Origin of the sequence: Brevundimonas denitrificans (assembly GCF_030160755.1) — a bacterium.
GTDB classification, from domain to species: domain Bacteria; phylum Pseudomonadota; class Alphaproteobacteria; order Caulobacterales; family Caulobacteraceae; genus Brevundimonas; species Brevundimonas denitrificans.
This window is the reverse complement of record NZ_BSOY01000009.1, coordinates 1-23,784: the sequence shown is the minus strand read 5'-3', so window position 1 is coordinate 23,784 and position 23,784 is coordinate 1. Positions and strand designations below refer to the sequence as shown.

The window sequence follows — 23,784 nt, the reverse complement described above, 5'->3', positions numbered from 1 at the left end:
AGTCTGAAACCAGGCCCGGACGAAGCCGGTCGACGGCTGTCAGGCGGCGAACACCCTGGCCATCAGCCGTTCGAGAGCATGGGCGTCCACGGCGTCAAAAGCGGACGTGACCGTGGCGTCAACATCGAAAACAGCGATCAGGGCGCCCGAAGCGTCAAACACCGGAACCACGATCTCGCTGGCCGAGCGGCTGTCGCAGGCGATGTGGCCGGGGAAGGCGTGGACGTCCTCGACGATCTGCGTCGCCCGGTCCTTCGCCGCCGCGCCGCAGACGCCGCGGCCGAAGGCGATCCTCAGACAGCCGAGGGTCCCCTGGTACGGCCCGACCACCAGTTCGCCGGCCTTGTCCGGGTCGACGACGTAGAAGCCGGTCCAGAAGAAGGCGGGAAAGGCGTCGGCCAGCATGGAGGCGACCGTGGCCATACGCGCGGTCCGGTTGGGCTCGCCGTCCAGGACGGCCAGGATTTCAGCCTCGACCTCGGCATAGCGGGCGGCCTTGTCGGCGGGACGATCATCACGGGCGGCATAGGCCATCGGGGTGCTCCAGGAGTCCGGTCGCCCCATATAGGAAGCCTTCGGCCGACTGGCGAGCGGTCTGATTCCCCTCACGGGCGAGTGCGCAACCCGCTGATTCCCGTGGAAAACTATCCACGGGTCACAAAAAGGCCGCTATGCGGCAACGCTTTATCGCAAACCAGCGTTTACCTTGACAGAAGGTTAACGGGGCCGGACTGTCACGCTCGCGCAAAGTAGGCGCAATGGGCGGGGGGCTGCCCGTTTTAGTCGTGCGAGGGGGAGTATGAGCGAGGGTCGATCCAACCAGGAAGGCGGCTCCCGTTTCGGTCGGGGCCGCGGTCCCGTCGCCATCGCAGCGGTCGCCGGCGTGCTGGCCCTGACCGCGCTCGGCATGGTCTCGTGCGGCAACGGCAATGGCGGGGGCATGCAGTTCTGGCAGCGCAACGACGCGGCCTCCAACGCCTGCCCGCGGCCCGCGTCGCTCACCGGATCCGAATTCAACGCCCAGGAAACCGGCCTGCGCGCCCTGCGCCGCGCCGCCTTCCGCGGCGACTTTTTCGCCCAGCTGGAGCTCGGCGGGCGCTATGCGGCCATCCGGGCGACCGACAAGAACATCGAGGACCCGATCGAAAGCGCCACCTGGTACGCCATGGCGCTGGCCAATGACGAGGGCTACGCCCCGATCAATCGCGTGGACCGCGGCGGGTTCGGCGGCTGGCGGCCCCTGTCCAAATACGACGACTGCCGCGCCTGGGAGCGGCACACGGCCTATCAGCGGCTGGACCGCCAGCTGGGCCAGATGACCCGCGAAGAGCAGGAGGCGGTGCGCGACCGCGTCATCTATGTGCTCTCGACCCAGGACGCCCATGGCTACCGCACCCTGGCGCGGCTGCACGACGGCCTCTACGGCCCCTTCGGAGAGCCCGAGGACAATCGCGAGGCCCGCGAAGCCTGGGGCCGCAACCCCGGCGGCAACAGCCGCGATCGCAACCGCCGCGGCTACTACTCGGCGACCAACCTGTTCCAGCGCAACGACGTCGACGCCTACCTGTACAACTACCTCGCGGTGCAGACCGGCGATGTCGGGGCCTATGTCCTGCTGAGGGATTTCGAGCGCTCCGCCCCGAGCCGCGACACCTATCAGCGGTTCGTCGAGACCAAGGCCCGGCAGTGGACGCCGCCGTTCGAATTCTATCCCAACACCGCGCCCCAGTCGGGCGTGCCCTTCTCGGACGAGAGCCGTCCGCGCGGCGACGCCTATGAATATGCGCTGGGCCGGATGGGGAGCGAACTGCCGTTCCTGCACGTCGGCCGGGCCCTGCGGTATCTCGGGATCTCCGATACGGTCGCCAACCGGCCGGAAGACCTGTCCAAGCGCCAGATCGAGACCCTGGAGGCCATGCTGGGCCATCCGATGGAGGGCCGGCTGTCCTATCTGGAACGCGTTCGCGCCATCCAGATGGCCGCCATCAACGGCTCGTCGGAAGCCCAGCTGGTGCTGGCGGTGATGTACGCCGAGGGCGTCGGCCTGCCCGCCGACTACGCCCGCGCCTTCAAATGGTTCGAAGAGGCCGCGCGTCAGGGCAGCCCCGAGGCCAAATTCGCCATGTCGAGCTATTTCGCGCTCGGCGTCGCGGGCGTGGCGGACCAGGACAAGGCCCAGGCCGTGGCCCTGCGCATCGACTCCGCCCTGTCCGGTTTCGGTCCCTCGGCCGGCCGCCTGCAGGCGGTGCTGGCCCAGGTCTCCCGTTCGCAGCAGCGCCGCTAAGGAGGGCGGAAGCATGATCACCCACCGCACCTCGCACCGCACGCTCCTCGGCCTGATCGGCGGCGTCGCCGCCATCGCCGTGGCCGTCACCGCCTTCGCCATGGGCGACGGGCCCGCCCACGCCCAGGTCGCCGCCAAGGTCGAAAGCCAGACACGTCCGAATTTCGGCGTCCTGCTGGACCCCCCGACGCGCGGCTCGCGCAGTCGCCGTTCTCAGCATCGCCGCTATGACTACGGCCAGCACCGGCCTGACTGGCGGCCGGGTCCCCTGCGGCCCGGCGGCGAGGAGATCGTACTGATCGACTGCGGCGGCAACCCCGGCACCGGGGCGGTCGAGGACGCCGTGCGCCGGGTGCGCCCCGGCGGCACCCTGGTCATTCGCGCCCGCGGCGGCGCCTGCGTCGGCTGGCTGAATGTCGACAAGCCGCTGACCATCATCGGCGAGGGCGGCTTCGATCCGCGTGACTGGGGCAGCAATCCGGCGCCGACCCTGATGGCGCCCGACGGCCTGCCCTGTATGACCGTGGCGCAGGGGGTGCGGGTCGAGATCCGCGACATGGTGTTCGCCTCGCCGCGCGCGGGCGACGCCGCCTGCATCGTCGGCTACGGGGCCGAAATCGTGCTGAACCGGGTCGGTTTCCGCCATGCGGGCGACGAAGCCGCCATCTATGCCGACGGCGGCCTGGTCGACATTCGCAACACCATCATCGACGCCCAGACCATCGCCCCGGCCATCGTCGCTGACGGGGCGGTGCTGACCGCCCATGAGCTGGCGGTCACCGGCGCACAGTCCGGGCTGGAAATGGTCCCCGGCGTCGGCCAGACATCCCGGCTGACCAACGTCACCCTCAAGGGCACGGGCGCGCCCAACGCCTTCGGTCCGCGCTCGATCGGGATCGTCATCCGGTCGGGCCGCGAATACGGCCGGGTCGAGATCGAGAACACCGCCGTCCTCGGCTATGTCGAGGGCGTGGCCATCGAAGGGGCCTCGGTCGCGATCACCAACAGCCGCATCGGCCGCTCGGACAAGGGCGTGGTGCTCTACAACGGCGAACTGAACCTTTCCAACAGCCGGGTCCGGGCGAGCGAGGTCGGCGTCGCCGCCGCCTCGGGACATGCGGTGGTGGTCAACAACGTCTTCTCCGGCGTACGCGAGGTGATCTACGCCGAGAACCGCGCCACCGTCGAAGCCAGCGGCAACCGGGTCTGGTCGCAGTATCTGTGCCGCGCCCAGTTCCGCGACCGCTATCGCGGCCGCTACGAGCCCTACTGGCGGGGCGGCGACGGCTGGGAATGCATGTACGGCGCCTATCCGCAGAACTGGTGGGAAAACGAGGACGGCCTGCTGGGCCTGCCCTACCAGGACGACGGCTATCAGCTGGAAGGCTATCGCGAGTATCAGAGCGGCATCGGCTACTACACCCGCGACGGCCGCTACGTGCGCGACGAACGCTATCGCGGCGACAACCGCTGGCGCGGCGGCGGGGGCCTGTTCAGCCGCTGATCGCCGGAGCGGTCAGTCTCCCCGAAGACGGTCCCGGCGCGGCGCGTCGGGGCCGTTTTCGCGAGGTGGTAGGCGCGGAGGGACTCGAACCCCCAACCAGACCGTTATGAGCGGTCGGCTCTAACCATTGAGCTACGCGCCCTCCGGGACGACGGCTCGGCCTAGCAGCCTGCCCGGCGCATTGCCAAGGGCCATCCTCGCCCCGCCACCCTGTCGGCGATTTCACGCTGATGAACGGAACCTGCCATGGCTGTTCGCGCGTTCATTCAGCTACAAACGGCCAAGGTTAGGCCACGGCTCACCGGCATGGTCGGCGCCGGATGGATCGTTCCCGTTCACTGGAGACTACCGACATGACCCGCAACACACGTGCGATGATGCTGGGCGGCGCCCTGATGGCCGCCGTCGCCCTGGGCGCGCCCGCCGCCATGGCCCAGTCGCAGCCGGCCGGCGGCGCGCCGATGATGATCCACGCCATGGCCGAACGGCCGGCGCTCAACCTGTCGGCCTATGGCGAGGTCAAGATCGCGCCGGACATGGCCACCATCAGCTTCGGCGTGGTCACAGAGGCGACCACGGCCGCCGAGGCGATGAGCCTGAACGCCGCGCGGATGAACCAGGTCATGGCCGCCCTGCGCCGGGCCGGCATCGAGGCCCGCGACGTCCAGACCTCGGGCCTGAACCTGTCGGCCCAGTATGACTACGTCCAGAACGAGCCGCCGCGGCTGCGCGGCTATCAGGCCTCGAACCAGGTGACGGTGATCATCAACGATCTGACGAAGGTCGGGACGACGGCCGACGCCGTGGTCGCGGCCGGCGTCAACCAGATCAACGGCATCGGCTTCGGTCTCAAGGATCCGACGGCCGCCGAGAACCAGGCCCGGCAGATCGCCGTGCGCAATCTGCAGGCCAAGGCGGCGCTCTACGCCCAGGCGCTCGGCGTGGAGCTGGGCGGCATCCGCTCGCTGTCGGAAGGCGGCGGCTATTCGCCCCCGCAGCCGATGCTGCAGTACGCCCGCGCCGAAATGGCCATGGACGCCGGCTCCACGCCGGTCGCCGCCGGCCAGCTGACGGTGCGGATCGACATCACGGGCGTGTATGATCTGAACCGCTGACGCGGTTCTGAGTGGCCAGTGGCCAGTGGCTAGTGATTGGTGGGCAGCGCCGGCGCCGGGGCTGCCCATCAGCAATTTCCACGGCGGTCGAATGCGACACTGGCCACTAGCCACCAGCCACCAGCCACCAGCCGTCGTTCAGTCCGACCCGCGCGCCAGCATCAGGCCCAGCGCCAGGTTCAGCACGTTCGAGACCAGGGCGATCGCCAGACGGGTGACGGAATCCAGCTCCATCCAGAACAGGGGCGCGCTCCAGGGCAGGCCGGTGACGGAGAGGGGCAGGAAGGTCACCTGGTTCGGCTCCATGCCGAGGGCCGCCAGCCCGACCGGCAGGGCGAGCATTGTGGAGACGACAGAGGCGAGCACGAAGGCTCCGTACAGGGACCAGCGGGCGGCGCGAATGGTGCGATCCATAATCATCCTCCGGATTCGGAGGGGAGGCCGGAACCCGGCCGCCGTCAAGCCGCGCGCTTGATCTCGTTGTTGTCGTCCAGCAGCACCACGGCCGGCGACCATTGGCGGGCTTCTTCCTGCGGCATCTGGCCGTAGGTCACGACGATGACCTTGTCGTTCTTCTGCACCAGACGGGCGGCGGCGCCGTTGACGCCGATGACGCGCGAGCCGCGCGGGGCCTCGATGGCGTAGGTCGTGAAACGCGCGCCGTTGGTGATGTTCAGCACATCGACCTGCTCGTGCGGAAAGATGCCCGCGGCGTCCAGCAGGTCGGCGTCGATGGCGATCGAGCCTTCATAGTCGAGGTCGGCCTGGGTCACCGTCGCGCGGTGCAGCTTGGCCTTCATCAGGGTGACCAGCATGGGGAGTGCGGTCCGGATGTGACGCGGGGCGTTCGGCCCCCGCTCGCAGATCGCTCATATAGGGGTTTCGGGACCGACCATCAATCGTTGTCGTTGCAACGCAGCATCCGATGTTGCGCCGCGGCTCGCGCGTTACGGGACGTTCATTTGACGGCGGGGCTTGCCGCCCTATGGTCAAAATGTGGCCATGACCCGGCCCGTGCTCCGGACGACTCCCCTCGCCATGAAGCAATTTTTCCTGACCATGCTCGGCGTCTTCGCCGGGATGTTCCTCTTCCTGGTGGTGGTGCCGTTCATCTTCATCGTCATCGCGATCGGCGCGGCGTCGTCCGAGGAGCCGACCCCGCGCAATACGGTGCTGGAGCTCGACCTGCGTGAGGGGGTGACCGATCAGGCCCCGAACAATCCGTTCGCCGTCTTCGGCGGGTCGGGCCTGTCGACCCTGCAGATCGTCGACACCCTGGCCCAGGCCGAGGATGACGACCGGGTCAAGGTTCTGCTGATCCGCCTGCCGGAGGCGGGGATCACCCCGGCCGCTGCCGACGAGATTCGCCAGGCGATTCGCCGCTTCCGCGCCTCGGGCAAGGTCGTCCTCGCCCACAGCCAGGGCTTCCAGCCGGTCGGCGCCACGGTCTCCAGCTATATGATCGGGGCCTCTGCCTCCGAGCTGTGGATGCAGAACACCGCCGGTTTCCAGCTGGCGGGCTTCTCGGCCGAGAGCATCTTCCTGGGTCGGGCCTTCGACAAATACGGCGTCAACGCCGAGTTCGAGCAGCGCTACGAATACAAGAACGCGGTCAACGAATTCACCCAGAGCGACTTCACCCCGGCCCACCGCGAGGCGATGTCGGCCTGGATGACGTCGATCTACACCTCGGCCCTGGCCAATGCGGCGCAGGACCGGAAGACCACTCCCGCAGCCCTGCGGGCGGCCATTGAAGCCGGGCCGCATTCGTCGGCGCAGGCGCTGCAGCGGCGTCTGATCGACAAGATCGGCCAGGTCGAGGAGGCCGAGGCCGAGGCGAAGCGCCGGGCCGGCCGCAACGCCGAGATCATGGAATTCTCCGACTACGCCTCGTCGCAGGGCGAGCGCGGCGGGTCGGGCCGCAACGCCATCGCCATCGTCGGCGGCGAGGGCGCCATCATGACGGGCACCGGCGGCGGCGCCGACCCGTTCGGCGGCGGCTCCTCGATCATGTCGGATGATCTGGCGGAGGCCCTCTACGACGCCATCGAGGACGACAGCGTCAAGGCCATCGTCTTCCGCGTCTCCTCGCCCGGCGGGTCGCCGGAAGCCTCGGAACAGATCCTGGCGGCGGTGCGCGCGGCCAAGGCGGCGGGCAAGCCGGTGGTGGTGTCCATGGGCGACTACGCTGCTTCGGGCGGCTACTGGATCAGCTCGGAAGCCAACTGGATCGTGGCCCAGCCCTCGACCCTGACGGGCTCCATCGGGGTCTATGGCGGGAAATTCGTGCTCGCCGACGCCCTCGGCCGGTTCGGCGTCGACATGCGCAATCTGTCGATCGGCGGGGACTATGCCGACGCCTTCTCGCCCGCGCAGGACTTCAGTCCGGCCCAGCGCGCGGCCTTCGCGGCCCAGATCGACCGCACCTATGAAGAGTTCATCGCCCGCGTCGCGACCGGTCGCCGCCTGCCGCCCGCCCGGGTGCGCGAAATCGCCCGCGGCCGCGTCTGGACCGGCGCGCAGGCCAGACAGATCGGCCTGGTCGACCAGCTCGGCGGACTGGAGGAGGCCATCGGCAAGGCGCGCGAACTGGCCCGCATTCCGGCCGGGGATTCCGTGCGGTTCAAACGCTATCCCGAAGCGCGGTCGCCGTTCGAGGCCCTGTCGGAGGCGTTTGGCGTCTCGGGCGAGGCGGCGCGTGTGCTGGTGGGCATCGGCGGGGTCATGAACGACCCGGCGGCGGAGGCGACCGTTCGCCGCATCCAGACCGAGCGGGCCCGGGCCTCCGGCGCTTCGGTGCTGGCGGACCAGCCGTATTGAAACGGAACACTCGCCTGTGAAGGGGCCGGTCATTGACCGTTCACCCGTGTGGACCGACATTGAGAGTTCGACGTTGTTCTTCCAGCGTCTGCGAAGGTGATTTGATGACCCAGTCCGACCGTCTGATCTTCGGCCCGTCCGCGCGCCGTCCGTCGAGCGGACTGCTGGCGCCGGTGATGTGGCTGGGCGGCGTGATCGCGACCCTGCTCGCCATGGCCGTGGGCGCCGTCCTGGCGGTCTTCACCGCCGTCGCCGTGGCCGTCATCGCCCTGTTCGCCGCGGTTCTGGTCTTCTTCGCCGGCCTGGCCATGGGCGCGCGCCGCAAGGCCGTGATCCGCACCCGCCGCGCCGACGACGTCATCGAGGCCCGCAAGGTCGATGGCGCCTGGGTCGCCTACGGCTGGGAGCGACCGGGCCGGTAAGCGCGCCGTGCTGACCGTGAAGGACGTCCCGTCCCCCAATTTCGACGCCCGCCGCGGGCCGCCCGACATGCTGGTGCTGCACTACACCGGCATGAAGACCGCCGACGAGGCCGTCGCCCGCCTGTGTGATCCCGAGGCCAGGGTCTCGGCCCACTATGTCGTCGATGAGGACGGGTCGATCCTGAGGCTGGTGGCCGAGGAACGCCGCGCCTGGCACGCGGGCAAGGGAGCCTGGCAGGGCGAGACCGACTGCAACGCCGCCTCCATCGGCATCGAGATCGTCAATCCGGGGCATGAGTTCGGTTATCGCGACTTCCCCGAGGCGCAGATCGACGCGGTGATCAGCCTCATCAACGACATCCGCACCCGCTGGACCATCCCCGACGCCCGCATCATCGGTCATTCCGACCTCGCGCCGGATCGGAAGCAGGATCCCGGAGAACGCTTTCCGTGGAAGCGGCTGGCCTCGGTCGGCCACGGTCTGTGGTTCGAACCGGCGCCGGAGCGGATCGCGGCCCTCGGCGTGCCCCTGAATGTGGGGGACGAGGGGCTGGGCGTGATCGTGTTGCGCGCCGGCCTGCACCGGCTGGGCTATGCCCTGACGCCCGGCGGAACCTATGACGCGGCGACCCGGCTGACCGTCGAGGCCTTCCAGCGCCACTGGCGGCCGGGGCGGGTCGACGGGATCGCCGACGGCGAGACGCGCGCGACCCTGATGGGCGTCCTGCAGCTGGCGACGGCGGAGAGCGTGACGGGGGTTTTGGACTAGGGCTTGAGGGTTTCCCTCCCCCGAAGCGGGGAGGGAGAACGTTGACGCCGCCGCCCGAAAAGCCCACCTAGCCCCCGTCAGACGGCCGGGCGGTCGCGGCGGGGGTTATGCTCCCGTCGAGGAAAGTCCGGGCTCCACGGTGAAGAGGCGGCGGGCAACACCCGCCCGGGGCGACCCGAGGGATAGCGCCACAGAAAGCAAACCGCCTGCCCCTCGGGGCAGGGAAGGGTGAAAGGGTGGGGTAAGAGCCCACCGCGTGCCTGGCAACAGGGACGGCATGGCAAGCCCCGCCTGGAGCAAGACCGAATAGGGATGTCGCGCGGTTTCGGCCGCAGGGTTCACCGCCCGAGGCATCCGGGTAGGTCGCGAGAACCGTCGGGCGACCGGCGGTCCAGAGGAATGATCGTCGCCGTCTTCGGGCGGAACAGAACCCGGCTTACAGGCCGTCTGACATAATTTCTGGAGCGCTAACGCTCGCGACGCGGTCGCTCACTGCTTGAGCGCGGACCGTCACCCTTCGATTTGACGGAGGGTCGCGACGCGGTCGCTCACTGCTTGAGCGCGGACCGTCACCCTTCGACCTGATCGGAGGTCGCGACGCGGTCGCCCGCCGCCTGAGCGCCTAGTAGCGCTTGCGGGCCTTGTCGGCGGCGTCGATCAGGCGGAGGCCCGAGATCTCCGCCGCGTCGGCGGTCAGGTCCATGGCGGCTTCGGGCGGATCCTTGACGACCACGATGCCGTCCACGGCCTTGGGCGACATCGGCTTGGTCGGGTCCGGGGCGGATTTGTTCGGCATGGGTTGAAAACTCGCGCCTCCGCAGAGGGTTCCGGCTCCTAGGGCCAGGGCCGCCTCCAGGGTCCGCGGCGTTAACCCTTTGGCCCTGAATGCGGCGCAGGATTGGTCCACAGCCTGTTTATACTGTCAATGTTCTGTGTATGTTCACGTCTATACAGGCGTTGTCGCCACATTCGAGGTTAACCGGCGTCAACTAATCCCATTGAGACCCAGTTCATCCCATGCTATCCCAGAGGCTTGGCGCGGGGTTGGTTTGCGCCGCGTGGATGTTCACGGGGATCAGAGGGGCGGATCCACGGATCCGAGTTTGGGGCAGGGCGTGTTTCTCTCGACCTACGAGAAACAGTTGGACGGAAAGCGACGCCTGCTGATCCCGCAGGAGTTCCGCACCGCCGACAATGGCGCCGAGCACGGCGTCTTCTGCTTCTTCGCCCTGGCCGATGACTGCCTCGAGGCCGGCGGCGACCGGCTGATGGCCGAATATGTCGCCCGCATCGAGGCCCTGCCGTTCGGCAGCGACAAACGCACCGCTCTTGAAGAGACCTTCTACGCCGGCCAGCGCCCCCTGTCGTACGACGGCGGCGGCCGGATCACCCTGCCCGAGAGCCTGTGCCAGGACGCCGGTCTCGGCGAGGATGTGGTCATCGTCGGCCTGGGCCCGCGCTTCCAGATCTGGGACCGGGCGCGCTGGAACGCCCGGCGCGACGCCCGCCGCGCCCTGGCCCGGCAGGTCATGAACGGGGAGGGCGGATGACGGCGCCCCACGCCCCGGTCCTGCTGGCCGAAGTGATCGAGGCCCTGGCCCCGCGCGCCGGCGATGTGATCATCGACGCCACCTTCGGCGCCGGCGGCTACACCCGCGCGATTCTCGCGGCCGGAGCGACCGTCATCGCGCTGGACCGCGATCCGACGGTTCAAGCCTATGCCGACGCGGTGGCCAACGACTTTCCGGGCCGGTTCCGGCTGGTGCGCACGCCGTTCTCGGGTCTGGCCGAAGCCTTCGCCGACAGCGGCGAGGCGCGGCTGGACGGGGTGGTGTTCGACATCGGCGTGTCCTCGATGCAGCTGGACCAGGCCGAGCGCGGCTTTTCCTTCATGCGCGACGGGCCGCTGGACATGCGGATGGGCGACGAAGGCGAAACCGCCGCTGACATCGTCAACACCTGGGACCACGGGCCTCTGGCCCATATTTTCAAACTGTACGGCGACGAGCGCCAGTCGGGGCGCGTCGCCACCGCCATCCTGCGCCGCCGGGTGGAGAAGCCGTTCGAACGCACGCTGGATCTGGCCGCCGTGGTCGAGAAGGCGCTGGGCGGCCGGCGCGGCGCGCCGATCCATCCGGCGACCCGCGTGTTCCAGGCCCTGCGGATCGCCGTCAACGACGAATTGGGCGAACTGCGCGCCGGGCTGGAAGCGGCCGAGGCGGCCCTGTCGCCCGGGGGGCGGCTGGCGGTGGTGACCTTCCATTCGCTCGAGGACCGCATCGTCAAGGCCTTCCTGACCGAGCGGACCGGCAACGCCCCCGGCGGTTCGCGCCATGCGCCCGTGGCGATCGAGACCCGCAAGCCCAGCTTCACCCTGTCGTTCAAGGGCGCGCGCGAGGCCGGCGAGGCGGAGCGGGCGGACAATCCCCGCGCCCGTTCGGCCAAGCTGCGCGCTGCGGTGCGCACCGACGCCGCCCCCTGGGGCGCCTTCGGGGGGAGGATCGCCGCATGAATACGGCCGTCGCCACCCTGAACCGTCTCTACGCCTGGAAGATTCGCGGCGTCCGCTGGATCGAGATCATCGGCGTCTTGCTGGTCGCGGCCATGGTCTTCTCGGTCTATCTGGCCAAGGCCGCCGCGGCGCGTGAGAGCGCCCGCATCTCGGATCTAGAGCGACAGATCAGCGACAACGGCCAGCGGGTCCGCCTGCTGCGCGCCGAGGTCGCCCGGCTGGAACAGCCCAACCGGCTCGAGGCCCTGTCTCGCGGCGCGGGCCTGGGTCCGGTCGACGTGCACCGTCAGGCCACGGCCGAGAACCTGCCGAACCTGGCCCCGATCCCCGAGCCGCGCCCGGTCATCATCGCGCCGACGCCGCCCGCCGCCCCCGCCCCCGCCGCCGCGGAGGTGGAGCGATGAGCGCGCAAGATCCGCACGCCGGCTCCCGGCCCGCTCCGTCGTGGGGCGTGCGGCGGTACACGCCGTCCTGGCGCTGGCTGACCGAGGCCATGTGGTGGGTCGAGCATGCCTTCGGCCGCGCCCACGCCAACGCCCGCCCCGAGGAAGACACCCGGGTCCGCATCTTCGTCATCCTGTCGGTCTTTTCCGCCGTGTTCGTCTGTCTCACGCTCGGCGCCGTGCATGCGGCCCTGCTGACCGCAAGCGCCGGCGGCGGGGCCTCAAGCCATCCGAATGCGGTGGTGCGCGCCGACATGGTCGACCGCAACGGGGCCCTGCTGGCCACCAACATCGTCCACTACGGTCTCTATATCGATCCGGCCCAGGTCTGGGACCGCCGGGCCGCCGCGGCGCAGATCCGGCGCGCCTTGCCGCGGGTGTCGAGGACCCGGCTTCAGAACGCGCTCTACGGCGATCGCCGCCTGCTGGTGGTCAACCGTCTGACGCCGCGCGAGAAGGTGGCGATCCACAATCTGGCCCTCGGCGGCGTCAGCTTCGAGCCCGAGGACGTCCGCGTCCATCCCCTCGGCGAGTCCGCCCGCCACGTGGTCGGCAATGTCGATACCGGCGGGGTCGGCCTGTCCGCCGCCGAACGCGCCTTCAACGACGAGATTCGAGCCGCCGGGGCCCGGGGCGAAAGCTTCCAGATCTCCATCGACCTGCGCGTCCAGGGCGTGCTGGAAAACGAACTGGCCGCCACCGCCGAGGCGACCCAGGCCAAGGGCGCCGTCGGCATCATCACCGACGTCCAGACCGGCGAGGTCCTGGGCATGGCCAGCTGGCCGGCGTCCAACTCGCGCAACCTCGCCACCGCCGCCACCTATGAGATGGGGTCCGTTTTCAAGACCTTCACCGTCGCCGCCGCCATCGACACCGGCCGGGCCGACATGAACACCCTGCTCGACGCCTCCGAGGCGCTGCAGATCGGCAACCGCCGGATCACCGACTTCCACGCCCAGAACAAGGTGATGACGCTGGAGGAGGTCTATCTCCATTCGTCCAACATCGGCACCTCGCGCCTGTCGACCGAGATGGGACCGCGGGTCATGCGCGACTATTTCGACCGCTTCGGCCTGATGTCGCGCGCGCCGTTCGAGATTCCGTCGGAAGCGCCGATCGTGCCGCGCGAATGGTCGGACTCGACCCTGGCGTCGCTGTCGTTCGGCTACGGCATCTCGATCACCCCGATGCAGATGGCCGCGGCCATGGGGGCCCTGACCAACGGCGGGCGGTTCATTCCCCTGACCCTGCGCAAGGGCGGTCGGCCGGATGTGCGGGGCCGCCAGATCGTCTCGCCCGAGACCTCCCTGACCATGCTGGACCTGATGCGCCGCAACGTGGTGCGCGGCTCGGGCGGCCGGGCCGAGGCGCCCGGCCTGCGGGTCGGCGGCAAGACCGGCTCGGCCAACAAGTCGGTCAACGGCCGGTACAACACCGCCCACGCGGTCGGCACCTTCGCCGGGGTCTTCCCCGCCGACGGTCCGGTCAACGCGCGCCGTTACCAGATCCTGGTGCTGATCGACGAGCCCCAGACCTATCCCCGCACCGGCGGCTTCGTCGCCGCCCCGGCGGTGGGGCGGATCGCCGACCGGATCGCCGGCTTCCTCGGCGTGGCGCGGCGGGCCGATCCCTATCGCACCGCCCTCGGCGACCGCATCCCGGCCTTCGAGGATCTGGAAGGCGACGGGCGATGAGCGCGACCCGGCCCGCCCCGATCAAGCTGTCCGAACTGCTGCGCCGCGACGTGGCCGCCGATCCGATGATCACGGGCGTGACGGCCGACAGCCGCAAGGTCGCGCCGGGCGCGCTGTTCGTGGCCCTGCCGGGCAGCGCCGCCGACGGCCGCGCCTTTATTCCACAGGCCCTGTCGCAGGGCGCCGCCGCGGTTCTCGCGCCGGCCGATACGGACGCCCGGCTGGCGCCCCTGCTGATCACCTCGGGCGATGTCCGGCGGGCCTACGCCATCGCCGCGCGCGGCTTCTACGGCGCCCAGCCGGCGACCTGCGTCGCCGTCACGGGCACCAACGGCAAGACCTCGGTCGCCGCCTTCTGCCGCCAGATCTGGGCCGCCCTGGGTCTGCATGCCGCAAGCATGGGGACCCTCGGGGTTTTGGCGCAAAACGGTAACGTTAACCAGGAGTTGACAGGCCCCGGCCTGACCAGCCCGGACGCCGCCGACGCGGCGCGAATGCTGGCCGATCTGGCCGAAAGCGGCGTCACCCATCTGGCGCTCGAGGCGTCCTCGCACGGCATCGACCAGCGCCGGCTGGACGGGGTGACCCTGCAGGCCGCGGCCTTCACCAATCTGAGCCAGGATCATCTCGACTATCATGGCGACATGGGCGCCTATCGCGCCGCCAAGCTGCGGCTGTTCGAAACCCTGCTGCCCCGCGGCCGCACGGCGGTGCTGAACGCCGACTCCGACGCCTATTCCAGCTTCGCCGCGGCCTCGATCATGTCGGGTCTGGGGGTGATGGCCGTGGGCGAGCGGGGCCGGGACCTGTCGCTGATCGGCCGCCGGGCCGTGCCTGAGGGCCAGCGCCTGACCATCGACGTGCGCGGCTCGCTGCATGAGGTGCTGCTGCCGCTGGCCGGAGCCTTCCAGGCGTCCAACGCCCTGGTCGCCGCCGGCCTGTGCATCGCCGCCGGGGAGACGCCCGAACGGGTGCTGGCCGGGCTGGAGACGATCACCGGCGCCCGGGGACGGCTGCAGCGCATTCCCGGAAGCGGACGCGGCGAGGTCTATGTCGACTACGCCCATACGCCCGATGGGCTGGAGACGGTGCTGAAGGCGCTGCGGCCCCATGCGACCGGCCGGCTGATCGTGGTGTTCGGCGCCGGTGGGGACCGTGACAGGGCCAAGCGGCCGATGATGGGCGAGATCGCCGGGCGGCTGGCCGACGTCGCCATCGTGACGGACGACAATCCCCGCTCCGAAGACCCGGCCGCCATCCGCAAGGCGGTCCGCGCCGCCTGCCCCGCCGCGCGGGAGATCGGCGATCGCCGCGCCGCCATCCGGGAAGCTATCGAAATGATGGGCGACGGAGATGTGGTGATCATCGCCGGAAAAGGGCATGAGCAGGGACAGATCGTCGGCGGGATCACCCATCCGTTCGACGACGCCACCGAAGCCGCTGAAGCCCTCCGCCTCCATGCCTGACACCCCGCTCTGGACCTCCGCCGAGATCGCCGCCGCCACGGGCGGGACCCTGTCGGGCGCGGCCTTCGAAGCGACCGGCATCACCTACAACAGCCGCGAGATCGCGCCCGGCGACCTGTTCCTGGCGCTGAAGGGCGCGCGGGACGGCCACGACTTCGCCGCCGCCGCCTTTGCCGCGGGCGCGGCGGGAGCGATCACCGAACATCCGGTCGAGGGCGGGCCGTCGGTGGTCGTCGCCGACACCCTGCGGGCGCTGGAGGCGCTCGGCATGGCGGCGCGCGACCGGACGCCGGCCCGGCGCGGGGCCGTCACCGGCTCGGTCGGCAAGACCAGCGTGACCCAGGCGATCAAGGCGGGGCTGGACCTTGCGGGGCCATCCCACGCCTCGATCAAGAGCTACAACAACCATATCGGCGTGCCCCTGACCCTGTCGCGCATGCCGCGCACGACCGAGCGGGCCGTGTTCGAGATCGGCATGAACGCGCCCGGCGAGATCGCCCCGCTGTCGAAGATGGTGCGGCCGCACGCGGCCTGCGTCACCACGGTCGGCCCGGTGCATATCGAGGCCTTCGCCGACGGCGAGGCCGGGGTGGCGGCCGAAAAGGCGGCCATCTTCGAGGGCCTCGCCGACAATGGCGTGGCGGTATTCAATGCGGACGTGGCCTTCGCCGCCGTGCTGGATGCGGGCGCTCGCCGGGCCGGAGCGCGGATCGCGACCTTCGGGTCTGCCGCCGGATGCGACGCCCGGCTGATCGACTTCCAGCCGAACGACGAGGGGGCCCGCGTCCGGGCCGAGCTGTTCGGCAAGACCATCGACTTCCCCCTGGCCCAGTCGGGATTCCACTGGGGCCTGAACAGCCTCTGCGTCCTGCTGATGCTGGACGCCCTGGACGTGCCGCTGGACACCGGCCTGGCCGCGCTTTCCGAGTTCCAGCCGCTGGCGGGACGGGGACAGACGCTGGTTGTCCATGCGCCCGGCGGCGACTTCACCCTGATCGACGAGAGCTACAACGCCAATCCGCTGTCGATGGCCGCCGGTTTCCGCAGCCTCGGCGCGCGGCCGCTGCCGGCTACAGGCGGCCGCCGGGTGGTGGTGCTGACCGATATGCTGGAGCTGGGCGATCAGTCCGAGGCGCTGCACGAGGGCCTGTCCGGGCCGATCGACGCCGCCGGCCTCGATCTGGTTCACGCCGCCGGACCGGAGATGAAACGGCTCTATGACGACCTGCCGGGCTCGCGTCAGGGCCTCTGGCGCGAGACCGCCGCCGAACTGGCCGCCGAAGCCGCCATGCTGGTCGGCAAGGGCGACATCGTCATGGTCAAGGGTTCAAACGGATCGAAGGCGTCGCTGGTGGCCAAGGCCCTGGCGGCGCTGGGATCCCCCTCAAGCAGCGACGCGCCGCGCGCGGAGCGATAGGGAAGCAAGATGTTCTACCTGCTCTATCTCCACTACGCCGACATCGCCCAGGACTATCCGCTGCTCAATCTGGTCCAGTACCAGACGGTGCGGGTGGCGCTGGCCATGGCCACGGCGATGATCGTCGCGGTCGCCATGGGCAGCCGCTTCATCGCCTGGATGCGGGTCAAACAGGGCAAGGGCCAGCCCATCCGCTCGGACGGCCCGGTCTCCCACCTGTCCAAGGTCGGCACCCCGACCATGGGGGGGCTGATGATCCTGGCGGGGATCGCGGTGGCGGTGTTCCTGTGGGGCGATCTGACCAATCCCTATATCTGGATCGTGTCCGGGGTGACGGCGGCCTTCGGCCTGCTGGGCTTTGTCGACGACTACGCCAAGGTGTCGAAACAGACGTCGGCCGGGCTGACCTCGAAGCAGAAGCTGCTGGCCCAGGTGGTCGTCTCGGTCATCGCCGGGGTGCTGACGGTGCTGTGGATGACCCAGTCGCCGACCTCGCCCAACCTCGAGACCTCGATCGCCTTCCCCTTCTTCAAGGAGGTTCTGCTCAACGTCGGCTGGTTCTACGTCCTGTTCGCAGCCTTCACCATGGTCGGTTTCTCCAATGCGGTGAACCTGACCGACGGCCTCGACGGCCTGGCCATCGTGCCGGTGATGATGGCGGCGGGCGCCTTCGGCATCATCAGCTATCTGGTCGGCAACTTCATCTTCTCGGACTATCTCGGCGTCCACCACGTGCCGGGCGCGGGCGAACTGGCCATCTTCCTGGCCGCCATCATCGGTGCCGGGACGGGTTTCCTCTGGTACAATGCCCCGCCGGCCAAGATATTCATGGGCGACACCGGGTCGCTGGCTCTGGGCGGCGCGCTGGGGGCCATCGCGGTCGCCACAAAGCACGAGCTGGTGCTGGGCATCGTCGGCGGCCTGTTCGTCATCGAGGCCGCCTCGGTCATGATCCAGGTCGCCTATTTCAAGGCCACGAAGAAGCGCATCTTCCTGATGGCCCCGATCCACCATCATTTCGAGAAGATGGGCTGGCCGGAATCGACCGTGGTGATCCGCTTCTGGATCGTCTCGGCCATGCTGGCGCTCGCCGGCCTCGCGACGTTGAAGCTGCGCTAGCCGCATGATCCCCGTCCCCGGTTTCGAAGGGCGGCGCATCGCGGTCTTCGGCCTGGGACGGTCGGGACTGACGGCCGCGCGCGCCCTGAAGGCCGGCGGGGCCATGCCGGTGCTGTGGGACGACAGCGTCTCCAGCCGCATGCAGGCGGAGGCCGAGGGGTTCGCGGTCGAGGATCTGACCAGCGCCGACTGGTCGGGGTTCGCGGCCCTGGTGCTGTCGCCGGGCGCGCCCCTGACCCATCCCAAGCCTCATTGGACCGTCGGCAAGGCGAAGGCGGCGGGCGTCGAGGTCATCGGCGACATCGAGCTGTTCGCGCGGGCGATCGCGGCCCTGCCGGAGGGCAAGCGGCCGAAGGTGGTCGCGATCACCGGCACCAACGGCAAGTCGACCACGACGGCCCTGATCGGCTGGGTGCTGAAACAGGCGGGCATGACCGTCCACGTCGGCGGCAACATCGGCATCGGCGTCCTGGCCCTGCCGGCCCCGACACCCGGCGCCGTCTATGTGATCGAGGTGTCGAGCTACCAGCTGGACCTGACGACCGCCTTCGCGCCGGATGTGGCCATCCTGACCAACATCAGCCCGGACCACCTGGATCGGCACGGCGGGATGGCGGGCTATGTCGCGGCGAAGGCGCGGATTTTCGCCCACGCGGGGCTGTCGTTGGTCGGGGTGGATGAAGACTGGGGGCAGGACATCCTGACCGCCCTGACGCGTCAGGCGAAAACTGCGGTCGAGGTCACTACCCTTGTCTCTTCCCCCCTTGCGGGGGAAGGAAAGGTCCTTGCGACCGCTGGCTCTATCCGGGCCGACGGACAGGAAATCGACCTTCGCGCGGCCCGCTCCCTCCCCGGCCGCCACAACGCCCAGAACGCGGCCTTCGCCTGGGTCGCCGCCCGGGCGATCGGCGTCCCACATGATGAGGCCGTCAATGGCCTCCTGACCTTCCCCGGCCTCGCCCATCGCATGGAGGAGGTCGGCCGTCTGGGCCGCGTCCGCTTCATCAACGACTCCAAGGCCACCAACGCCGACGCGGCGCGGCAGGCGCTGTCGTCCTATGAGCGCAGCTTCTGGATCGCGGGCGGACGCGCCAAACAGGGCGGCATCGACGACCTCGAGGAGCTTTTTCCGCGCGTGGTCGAGGCCTTCCTGATCGGCGAGGCGGCCGGGCCGTTCGCGGCGCGGCTCGGCGACACCCCGCACCGCATCAGCGGCGACATGGCCAGCGCCGTGAAGGCCGCCGCCGAGGCCGCCGCCGCCACCGGACGCGAGGAGGTGGTGCTGCTGTCGCCGGCCGCCGCCAGTTTCGACCAGTATCCCGACTTCGAGGCGCGGGGCGAGGCGTTCCGCGCCGCCGTCCTTAACCTTGGGGCCATTCCTTCCGGTCATGGTTAGCGAACCATGACCGCGCACAACTACACCCCCGCCTTTTCGCGCAACGACCAGAGCCCGATCGCCAAATGGTTCTGGACGGTCGACCGGGGCCTGCTGGCCGCGGCCCTGACGCTGATCGGTCTCGGCGTGGCGCTGAGCTTCGCCTCCAGTCCCGCCGCCATTCTGGCCGATGAATCGATCTCGGACCCGTTCCACTATTCGTGGCGGATGCTGGTCTGGGCCTCGGGCGGGACGGGGGCCATGCTGGTCGCCTCCCTGCTGTCGCCGCGCGGGGTGCGCCGGATCGCCCTGCTGGCCCTGCTCGGGGCCATCGTGGTCATGGCCGCCCTGCCGTTCATCGGCAATGAGGTGAAGGGGGCGGCGCGTTGGGTGAACCTCGGCCCGTTCAGCCTGCAGCCGTCGGAGTTCGCCAAGCCCGGCCTGATCGTCTTCGCCGCCTGGATGTTCTCCGAGGCGCAGAAGGGGCAGGGCGTGCCCGGCGTCTCGATCGCCTTCGGAACCTGGGCCCTGACCGTCGGCCTGCTGCTGATCCAGCCCGATATCGGCCAGACCCTGCTGATCACCACCACCTTCATGGCCGTCTTCTTCATGGCCGGGGTGCCGCTGAAGTGGGTCGCGGCCCTGGCGGCGGCCGGGGCGGGCGGCGTGGTCGGCCTGTATTTCGCCTTCGGCCACATGCGCGACCGCCTGAGCCGCTTCTTCTCGCCCGAGACCGCCGACACCCACCAGATCGACCGCGCCTCCGAGGCCATCCGCGCCGGCGGCCTGGTCGGACGCGGCGTGGGCGAAGGGGTGATGAAACGGTCGGTGCCCGACCTGCACACCGACTTCATCTATTCCGTCGGGGCGGAGGAGTTCGGCCTCATCCTGTCGCTGGCCATGATCGGCCTCTACGCCTTCATCGTGGTGCGCGGGATGCGGCGGGCGATGAAACTGACCGATCCGTTCGAACAGACGGCGGCGGCGGGGCTGTTCATGCTGATCGGCCTGCAGGCCTGCATCAATATCGCCGTGAACCTCAACCTCATCCCGACCAAGGGAATGACCCTGCCCTTCATCAGCTACGGCGGCTCCTCGATGCTGGCCATGGGGCTGACCATGGGCCTGGCCCTGGCCTTGACCCGCCGCCGCCCCGGCGCCTACGAGCCGGGGGCCAGCCTGCCGGATCGCGGGCGGATCTTGCCGTGACGTCCCGGGTCTGCGTCGTCGCCGCCGGGGGCACCGGCGGCCATATGTTCCCGGCCGAGGCGCTGGCGCGCGAGCTGGCGCGGCGCGGCTGGCGGATCGTCCTGGCCACCGACCATCGCGGCGAGGCCTACGCCCAGGCCTTTCCGGCCGAGGAGCGGATCGCCCTGGACGCCGCCACCGGGCGCGGACCGGTCGGCATGGCCAGGGCCGGCGTCGCCATCGCGCGCGGAGTGGTCAAGGCGCGCAAGGCGCTGAAGCGGCTGGATGCGGCGGTGGTGGTGGGCTTCGGCGGCTATCCGTCGGCGCCCGCCCTGCTGGCCGCCCTGAGCCAGGGCCGTCCGACCCTGCTGCATGAGCAGAATTCGGTGCTGGGCCGGACCAACCGCTGGCTCAGCCCCTATGTCGGCGCGGTGGCGGCGTCCTTTCCGAACCTGCGGCTGGTTCCGCCCGGCGTCGAGGCGCGGGTGAGCCTGATCGGCAATCCGGTGCGCCCCGACATCCGCGCCCTGTTCGACCGGCCGTACGCCGCCCCGACCGCGCGCGGGCCGATCCATGTGCTGGTGACCGGCGGCAGCCAGGGCGCCCGCATCCTGTCCGAGGCCGTGCCCCGGGCCTTCGCGGCCCTGCCGGCGCCGCTGCGCAAACGGTTGCGGGTGCAGCAGCAGTCGCGGCCCGAGATGCTGGAGACGGCGCGGGCCATCTATGCCGGCGCGGAGATCGAGGCCGAGGTCGCGCCCTTCTTCGGCGACATGGCGCGGCGGCTGGCGACCACGCATCTGGTCATCGGCCGCGCCGGGGCCTCGACCTGTTCGGAGCTGGCCGTGGCGGCCCTGCCGTCGCTGCTGATTCCCTTGAAGATCGCCATGGACGACCACCAGCGTTTCAACGCCGCGAGCCTGGCCGAGGCGGGCGGGGCGGAGGTGGTGCTGGAGGATGAGGCGACGGTCGAGCGGTTGACGGCGGCGCTGCTGACGCTGCTGAGCGATCCCGCGCGGCTGTCGGCGATGAGCGCCGGCGCCCGGTCGGCGGCCCTTCCGGATGCGACCGCGGAGCTGGCGGACATGGTCGAGGCGGCGGTGGTCTAGCCGCCGGCGGCCAGATTCATGCGGCCGTGGGCGACGGCCTCTTCCAGCGTCCCGGCGTCAGTGCCCTGATCCTCCGGATTGCAGGCGGCGACCAGGATCTCGAAGGCGTCCCCGCCCTGTGCGGCCTCATAGGCGGGCGCGGCGTCGGGCGTGGCCGGGCCTTCCTCTCCGCCCTCGCGCACCGAGGCGAAGTCCAGCCGGTCGACCTGACTGGCGTCGCAGTCGAACCGCCACCACGACCAGCCGCCCCAGTAGGCCGCGCCGCCGGCCCGGAAGTCCGGCTCGACCACCTGGAAAACACGGATCCGCCCGCCTGACCCCTCCGGCCGGAGACTGGCCATGTCGGCGAATTGCGCGAACCGGCCGGCGCCGAGGAAGACGAACCGGTGCGGCGGCTGGGCGGGCCCGGCGGACAGCAGCGAAAGAAGGGTCAGAAGCATGCGGCCATCGTAACCGTCCATTGACCGCGACGCGACTAGAGTGCCGCCATGGCCCGCTTCATGACCCTCGATTTCGCCGACGGCGACCGGCCGCAGATGCTGGCCCGGGTGATCGGCATGGCGGGCGGGGCCTATGGCTATGTCGTGACGCCCAATGTCGACCATGTGGTCAAGCTGATGGACGGGCGGGTGGGACGCGAGGTCTATGCCGACGCGGATCTGAAGATCTGCGACAGCCGTATCCTCAGCCACCTGGCGCGGCTGCGGGGGGTGACCCTGCCGGTCTATCCGGGCTCGGACATGACGGCGGACCTGCTGGCCAGTCCCGCCGCCGAAGGCCTGACCATCGCCGCCTTCGGCCCCGACCGCGCCGCCTTCAACGAGCTCGCCGCCCGCTATCCGCGCCAGACGCTGAAATACCTCGAGGCGCCGATGTTGGTCCCCGGCACGCTCGGCTGGCGTGCGGCCGTCGGCCATGCCGCCGGGGCCGAGTGGGACGTGCTGCTGGCCTGCGTCTCCTTCCCGAAACAGGAGCTGTTCGCCCACGCCCTGCGCGCCGCGGGCCGCAAGACCGGCGTGACCCTGTGCGTCGGCGCCTCGGTGGACTTCCTGACCGGCAGCCAGCAAAGGGCGCCGCGCATCTTCCAGCGTCTGTCGCTGGAATGGCTGCACCGGCTGCTGACCCAGCCCCGCCGCATGTTCCGCCGCTATGTCATCGAAGGCCCGGCCATCTTCGGCCTGTTCCTCCGGCACGAGGTGCTGGGTCGGGGTTGAATGCCGTCGCGGCCTCGCTAAAGCTTGGCTGATGTCTTTCGACCGTATCGACTTCCGCACCTCCGGGCTCCTGTCCGGGGATGATCCCGCCGCGCGACGGTCCCTGCTTCTTGAGGGCGAAGCCCTGCACCGCCAGCTGCGCCCGGCGCTGGAGGCCGACTACCCGACCCAGATCGAGAGGATGTTCTCCGAGGGGGCGCGGCTGGTTCAGCTGGTCGACCAAGGCGAGGTCCGAGCCATTGGCCTGTGGCGGGTGTTCGAGACGACCTACTGCGGGCGCCGCCTCGAGATCGAGGATCTGGTGTCCAGCGAAGCCCACCGTTCACGCGGCTACGGCGCGGCCCTGCTGCGCTGGTTCGACGCCCGCGCCGCGGCGCTCGACTGTCAGACGACCACGCTCCATTCGGCCGTCCACCGCGACCGCGCTCATCGCTTCTATTTCCGTGAGGGCTTCCACATCATGGGCTTTCACTTCAGCCGCAAGCTAGGTTCAGCCTAGGCTGCCACGATCTCTTCCGCCTGGCTCAGGTCCACGCTCACCAGCTGCGACACCCCGCGCTCCGGCATGGTCACGCCGTAGAGGCGGTCCATGCGGCTCATGGTCACCGGGTTGTGGGTGATGACGATGAAGCGGGTGTCCGTCCGCTTCCGCATCTCGTCGAGCATGCGGCAGAAGCGGTCGACGTTGGCGTCGTCCAGCGGGGCGTCGACCTCGTCGAGGACGCAGACCGGGGCCGGATTGGCGAGGAAGACGGCGAAGATCAGGGCCGCGGCGGTCAGCGCCTGTTCGCCGCCCGACATCAGGCTCATCACGGCCAGCCGCTTGCCGGGCGGGCAGGCGTAGATTTCCAGCCCGGCCTCGAGCGGATCGTCGCTCTCGACCAGCTTCAGCTCGGCCTGGCCGCCGCCGAACAGGGCCTCGAACAGGCTTTTGAAGTTGTCGTTGATGACGTCGAAGGCGGCCACCAGACGCTCGCGGCCCTCGGCGTTGAGCTCGTCGATGCCGTCGCGGAGTTTGGCGATGGCGCTGGTCAGGTCGCTGCGCTCGACCTTCATGGTGTTGAGCCGGTCGCCGTATTCGATCGCCTCCTCCTCGGCCAGCAGATTGACCGCGCCCAGGGCCTCGCGCTCGCGCTCCAGCCCGTACAGCAGGCTCTCCGCCCCGGCAGCGTCGGGCGGGCGGGCGATGGCGTCGTCGGTCAGTTTCTGGCCCAGTTCCTCGGGCGACATCTGGGCCGTTTCGCGCAGATTGGCTTCGGTCTCGGCCAGCCGCTCGGCGGCGGCTTCCGACCGCGCCGCCAGCCCGGCCCGCGCCTCGCGCGCGGTCGACGCCGCC

General features: G+C 69.9%; 23 protein-coding genes, 1 tRNA gene, 1 other RNA gene and 1 pseudogene. 19 read left to right on the top strand and 7 right to left on the bottom strand.

Going from position 1 to position 23,784, the window contains the following annotated elements:
- Positions 1-39: 39 nt before the first annotated feature.
- Positions 40-534 (bottom strand): GAF domain-containing protein, encoded by a 495-nt coding sequence (locus tag QQJ79_RS03555; protein ID WP_284221176.1) that lies wholly within the window; start codon positions 532-534, stop codon positions 40-42.
- 265 nt (positions 535-799) lie between these two features.
- Between QQJ79_RS03555 and QQJ79_RS03550 the strand changes: the two genes are divergently transcribed.
- Both QQJ79_RS03550 and QQJ79_RS03545 read left to right on the top strand, forming a co-directional pair.
- On the top strand, positions 800-2,284 hold the full coding sequence (locus tag QQJ79_RS03550) for a tetratricopeptide repeat protein (protein WP_284221174.1): 1,485 nt from the start codon (positions 800-802) through the stop codon (positions 2,282-2,284).
- Positions 2,285-2,297: 13 nt separating this feature from the next.
- Entirely contained in the window at positions 2,298-3,788 is a 1,491-nt protein-coding gene (locus QQJ79_RS03545; RefSeq protein ID WP_284221172.1) for a right-handed parallel beta-helix repeat-containing protein, read from the top strand.
- A 66-nt stretch (positions 3,789-3,854) separates the two neighbouring features.
- Here the strand turns inward: QQJ79_RS03545 and QQJ79_RS03540 are convergent.
- Positions 3,855-3,930 (bottom strand) — tRNA-Ile (locus QQJ79_RS03540).
- Between the two features lie 211 nt (positions 3,931-4,141).
- Between QQJ79_RS03540 and QQJ79_RS03535 the strand changes: the two genes are divergently transcribed.
- Positions 4,142-4,903, top strand: coding sequence for an SIMPL domain-containing protein (locus QQJ79_RS03535; RefSeq protein WP_284221170.1), 762 nt, complete (start codon positions 4,142-4,144; stop codon positions 4,901-4,903).
- A 138-nt stretch (positions 4,904-5,041) separates the two neighbouring features.
- On the opposite strand, the gene QQJ79_RS03530 is transcribed toward QQJ79_RS03535, so the two are convergent.
- Entirely contained in the window at positions 5,042-5,317 is a 276-nt protein-coding gene (locus tag QQJ79_RS03530; protein WP_284221168.1) for a hypothetical protein, read from the bottom strand.
- 44 nt (positions 5,318-5,361) lie between these two features.
- A complete protein-coding gene (gene panD / locus QQJ79_RS03525) occupies positions 5,362-5,718 on the bottom strand; it encodes an aspartate 1-decarboxylase (RefSeq protein ID WP_284221166.1) in 357 nt (118 codons plus the stop codon).
- Positions 5,719-5,941: 223 nt separating this feature from the next.
- Here panD and sppA point away from each other — a divergent pair, with 223 nt between their 5' ends.
- The 4 genes from sppA to rnpB all read left to right on the top strand — a co-directional run bounded on the left by sppA (position 5,942) and on the right by rnpB (position 9,369).
- The gene (sppA, locus tag QQJ79_RS03520) at positions 5,942-7,723 is read left to right on the top strand and encodes a signal peptide peptidase SppA (RefSeq protein WP_284221253.1); all 1,782 of its coding nucleotides are present in this window, start codon (positions 5,942-5,944) and stop codon (positions 7,721-7,723) included.
- Positions 7,724-7,827: 104 nt separating this feature from the next.
- A complete protein-coding gene (locus QQJ79_RS03515; RefSeq protein ID WP_284221164.1) occupies positions 7,828-8,145 on the top strand; it encodes a hypothetical protein in 318 nt (105 codons plus the stop codon).
- Positions 8,146-8,212: 67 nt separating this feature from the next.
- A complete protein-coding gene (locus tag QQJ79_RS03510) occupies positions 8,213-8,914 on the top strand; it encodes an N-acetylmuramoyl-L-alanine amidase (protein WP_348521770.1) in 702 nt (233 codons plus the stop codon).
- Positions 8,915-8,991: 77 nt separating this feature from the next.
- Positions 8,992-9,369: RNase P RNA component class A (gene rnpB / locus QQJ79_RS03505), an RNA gene on the top strand.
- Positions 9,370-9,536: 167 nt separating this feature from the next.
- Here the strand turns inward: rnpB and QQJ79_RS03500 are convergent.
- Positions 9,537-9,710, bottom strand: coding sequence for a hypothetical protein (locus QQJ79_RS03500; RefSeq protein ID WP_284221160.1), 174 nt, complete (start codon positions 9,708-9,710; stop codon positions 9,537-9,539).
- A gap of 319 nt (positions 9,711-10,029) precedes the next feature.
- On the opposite strand from QQJ79_RS03500, the gene QQJ79_RS03495 reads away from it, so the two are divergent.
- From QQJ79_RS03495 to murG, 10 genes are read left to right on the top strand one after another with little or no spacing between them, the layout of a single operon-like run.
- The gene (locus QQJ79_RS03495) at positions 10,030-10,464 is read left to right on the top strand and encodes a division/cell wall cluster transcriptional repressor MraZ (protein ID WP_284221159.1); all 435 of its coding nucleotides are present in this window, start codon (positions 10,030-10,032) and stop codon (positions 10,462-10,464) included.
- Positions 10,461-11,426 (top strand): 16S rRNA (cytosine(1402)-N(4))-methyltransferase RsmH, encoded by a 966-nt coding sequence (gene rsmH / locus QQJ79_RS03490; protein ID WP_284221157.1) that lies wholly within the window; start codon positions 10,461-10,463, stop codon positions 11,424-11,426. The genes QQJ79_RS03495 and rsmH overlap by 4 nt, the downstream gene beginning before the upstream one ends.
- Positions 11,423-11,830 carry a cell division protein FtsL gene (gene ftsL, locus QQJ79_RS03485; RefSeq protein ID WP_284221155.1) on the top strand — a complete coding sequence of 136 codons (408 nt, stop codon included), beginning with the start codon at positions 11,423-11,425 and terminating at the stop codon, positions 11,828-11,830. Before rsmH ends, ftsL begins: the two co-directional genes overlap by 4 nt.
- The gene (locus tag QQJ79_RS03480; RefSeq protein WP_284221152.1) at positions 11,827-13,563 is read left to right on the top strand and encodes a peptidoglycan D,D-transpeptidase FtsI family protein; all 1,737 of its coding nucleotides are present in this window, start codon (positions 11,827-11,829) and stop codon (positions 13,561-13,563) included. Before ftsL ends, QQJ79_RS03480 begins: the two co-directional genes overlap by 4 nt.
- Entirely contained in the window at positions 13,560-15,029 is a 1,470-nt protein-coding gene (locus QQJ79_RS03475; protein ID WP_284221149.1) for a UDP-N-acetylmuramoyl-L-alanyl-D-glutamate--2,6-diaminopimelate ligase, read from the top strand. Before QQJ79_RS03480 ends, QQJ79_RS03475 begins: the two co-directional genes overlap by 4 nt.
- Complete coding sequence (locus QQJ79_RS03470) at positions 15,022-16,446, top strand: UDP-N-acetylmuramoyl-tripeptide--D-alanyl-D-alanine ligase (protein ID WP_284221146.1); 1,425 nt, start codon at positions 15,022-15,024, stop codon at positions 16,444-16,446. Before QQJ79_RS03475 ends, QQJ79_RS03470 begins: the two co-directional genes overlap by 8 nt.
- A 9-nt stretch (positions 16,447-16,455) precedes the next feature.
- Positions 16,456-17,565, top strand: a complete 1,110-nt coding sequence (gene mraY, locus QQJ79_RS03465; RefSeq protein WP_284221145.1) for a phospho-N-acetylmuramoyl-pentapeptide-transferase — start codon at positions 16,456-16,458, stop codon at positions 17,563-17,565.
- Between the two features lie 4 nt (positions 17,566-17,569).
- Positions 17,570-18,961, top strand: coding sequence for a UDP-N-acetylmuramoyl-L-alanine--D-glutamate ligase (gene murD / locus QQJ79_RS03460; RefSeq protein ID WP_284221143.1), 1,392 nt, complete (start codon positions 17,570-17,572; stop codon positions 18,959-18,961).
- Between the two features lie 6 nt (positions 18,962-18,967).
- The gene (locus QQJ79_RS03455; protein ID WP_284221141.1) at positions 18,968-20,149 is read left to right on the top strand and encodes an FtsW/RodA/SpoVE family cell cycle protein; all 1,182 of its coding nucleotides are present in this window, start codon (positions 18,968-18,970) and stop codon (positions 20,147-20,149) included.
- Positions 20,146-21,234 carry an undecaprenyldiphospho-muramoylpentapeptide beta-N-acetylglucosaminyltransferase gene (gene murG / locus QQJ79_RS03450; protein ID WP_284221139.1) on the top strand — a complete coding sequence of 363 codons (1,089 nt, stop codon included), beginning with the start codon at positions 20,146-20,148 and terminating at the stop codon, positions 21,232-21,234. Before QQJ79_RS03455 ends, murG begins: the two co-directional genes overlap by 4 nt.
- Here the strand turns inward: murG and QQJ79_RS03445 are convergent.
- Positions 21,231-21,674 (bottom strand): hypothetical protein, encoded by a 444-nt coding sequence (locus QQJ79_RS03445; RefSeq protein ID WP_284221137.1) that lies wholly within the window; start codon positions 21,672-21,674, stop codon positions 21,231-21,233. The genes murG and QQJ79_RS03445 overlap by 4 nt on opposite strands.
- Positions 21,675-21,722: 48 nt before the next feature.
- Between QQJ79_RS03445 and QQJ79_RS03440 the strand changes: the two genes are divergently transcribed.
- Both QQJ79_RS03440 and QQJ79_RS03435 read left to right on the top strand, forming a co-directional pair.
- Positions 21,723-22,448, top strand: coding sequence for a WecB/TagA/CpsF family glycosyltransferase (locus tag QQJ79_RS03440; protein WP_284221136.1), 726 nt, complete (start codon positions 21,723-21,725; stop codon positions 22,446-22,448).
- 31 nt (positions 22,449-22,479) lie between these two features.
- Positions 22,480-22,947, top strand: a complete 468-nt coding sequence (locus tag QQJ79_RS03435; RefSeq protein ID WP_284221134.1) for a GNAT family N-acetyltransferase — start codon at positions 22,480-22,482, stop codon at positions 22,945-22,947.
- On the opposite strand, the pseudogene QQJ79_RS03430 reads toward QQJ79_RS03435, so the two are convergent.
- Positions 22,944-23,784, bottom strand: a pseudogene (locus QQJ79_RS03430) (chromosome segregation protein SMC); the annotation flags it as partial. The gene QQJ79_RS03435 and the pseudogene QQJ79_RS03430 sit on opposite strands and share 4 nt — an antisense overlap.

What these genes read in the sequence shown, in the direction of transcription:
- mraY (WP_284221145.1), top strand. Translation starts at nt 16,456, where the DNA reads ATGTTCTACCTGCTCTATCTCCACTACGCCGACATCGCCCAGGACTAT.
- QQJ79_RS03455 (WP_284221141.1), top strand. Translation starts at nt 18,968, where the DNA reads ATGACCGCGCACAACTACACCCCCGCCTTTTCGCGCAACGACCAGAGC.
- QQJ79_RS03475 (WP_284221149.1), top strand. Translation starts at nt 13,560, where the DNA reads ATGAGCGCGACCCGGCCCGCCCCGATCAAGCTGTCCGAACTGCTGCGC.
- murD (WP_284221143.1), top strand. Translation starts at nt 17,570, where the DNA reads ATGATCCCCGTCCCCGGTTTCGAAGGGCGGCGCATCGCGGTCTTCGGC.
- ftsL (WP_284221155.1), top strand. Translation starts at nt 11,423, where the DNA reads ATGAATACGGCCGTCGCCACCCTGAACCGTCTCTACGCCTGGAAGATT.
- QQJ79_RS03480 (WP_284221152.1), top strand. Translation starts at nt 11,827, where the DNA reads ATGAGCGCGCAAGATCCGCACGCCGGCTCCCGGCCCGCTCCGTCGTGG.
- rsmH (WP_284221157.1), top strand. Translation starts at nt 10,461, where the DNA reads ATGACGGCGCCCCACGCCCCGGTCCTGCTGGCCGAAGTGATCGAGGCC.
- QQJ79_RS03470 (WP_284221146.1), top strand. Translation starts at nt 15,022, where the DNA reads ATGCCTGACACCCCGCTCTGGACCTCCGCCGAGATCGCCGCCGCCACG.
- QQJ79_RS03545 (WP_284221172.1), top strand. Translation starts at nt 2,298, where the DNA reads ATGATCACCCACCGCACCTCGCACCGCACGCTCCTCGGCCTGATCGGC.
- QQJ79_RS03445 (WP_284221137.1), bottom strand. Translation starts at nt 21,674, where the DNA reads ATGCTTCTGACCCTTCTTTCGCTGCTGTCCGCCGGGCCCGCCCAGCCG.
- QQJ79_RS03500 (WP_284221160.1), bottom strand. Translation starts at nt 9,710, where the DNA reads ATGCCGAACAAATCCGCCCCGGACCCGACCAAGCCGATGTCGCCCAAG.
- QQJ79_RS03530 (WP_284221168.1), bottom strand. Translation starts at nt 5,317, where the DNA reads ATGGATCGCACCATTCGCGCCGCCCGCTGGTCCCTGTACGGAGCCTTC.
- QQJ79_RS03435 (WP_284221134.1), top strand. Translation starts at nt 22,480, where the DNA reads ATGTCTTTCGACCGTATCGACTTCCGCACCTCCGGGCTCCTGTCCGGG.
- QQJ79_RS03535 (WP_284221170.1), top strand. Translation starts at nt 4,142, where the DNA reads ATGACCCGCAACACACGTGCGATGATGCTGGGCGGCGCCCTGATGGCC.
- QQJ79_RS03440 (WP_284221136.1), top strand. Translation starts at nt 21,723, where the DNA reads ATGGCCCGCTTCATGACCCTCGATTTCGCCGACGGCGACCGGCCGCAG.
- sppA (WP_284221253.1), top strand. Translation starts at nt 5,942, where the DNA reads ATGAAGCAATTTTTCCTGACCATGCTCGGCGTCTTCGCCGGGATGTTC.
- QQJ79_RS03550 (WP_284221174.1), top strand. Translation starts at nt 800, where the DNA reads ATGAGCGAGGGTCGATCCAACCAGGAAGGCGGCTCCCGTTTCGGTCGG.
- panD (WP_284221166.1), bottom strand. Translation starts at nt 5,718, where the DNA reads ATGCTGGTCACCCTGATGAAGGCCAAGCTGCACCGCGCGACGGTGACC.
- QQJ79_RS03510 (WP_348521770.1), top strand. Translation starts at nt 8,213, where the DNA reads ATGCTGGTGCTGCACTACACCGGCATGAAGACCGCCGACGAGGCCGTC.
- QQJ79_RS03555 (WP_284221176.1), bottom strand. Translation starts at nt 534, where the DNA reads ATGGCCTATGCCGCCCGTGATGATCGTCCCGCCGACAAGGCCGCCCGC.
- QQJ79_RS03515 (WP_284221164.1), top strand. Translation starts at nt 7,828, where the DNA reads ATGACCCAGTCCGACCGTCTGATCTTCGGCCCGTCCGCGCGCCGTCCG.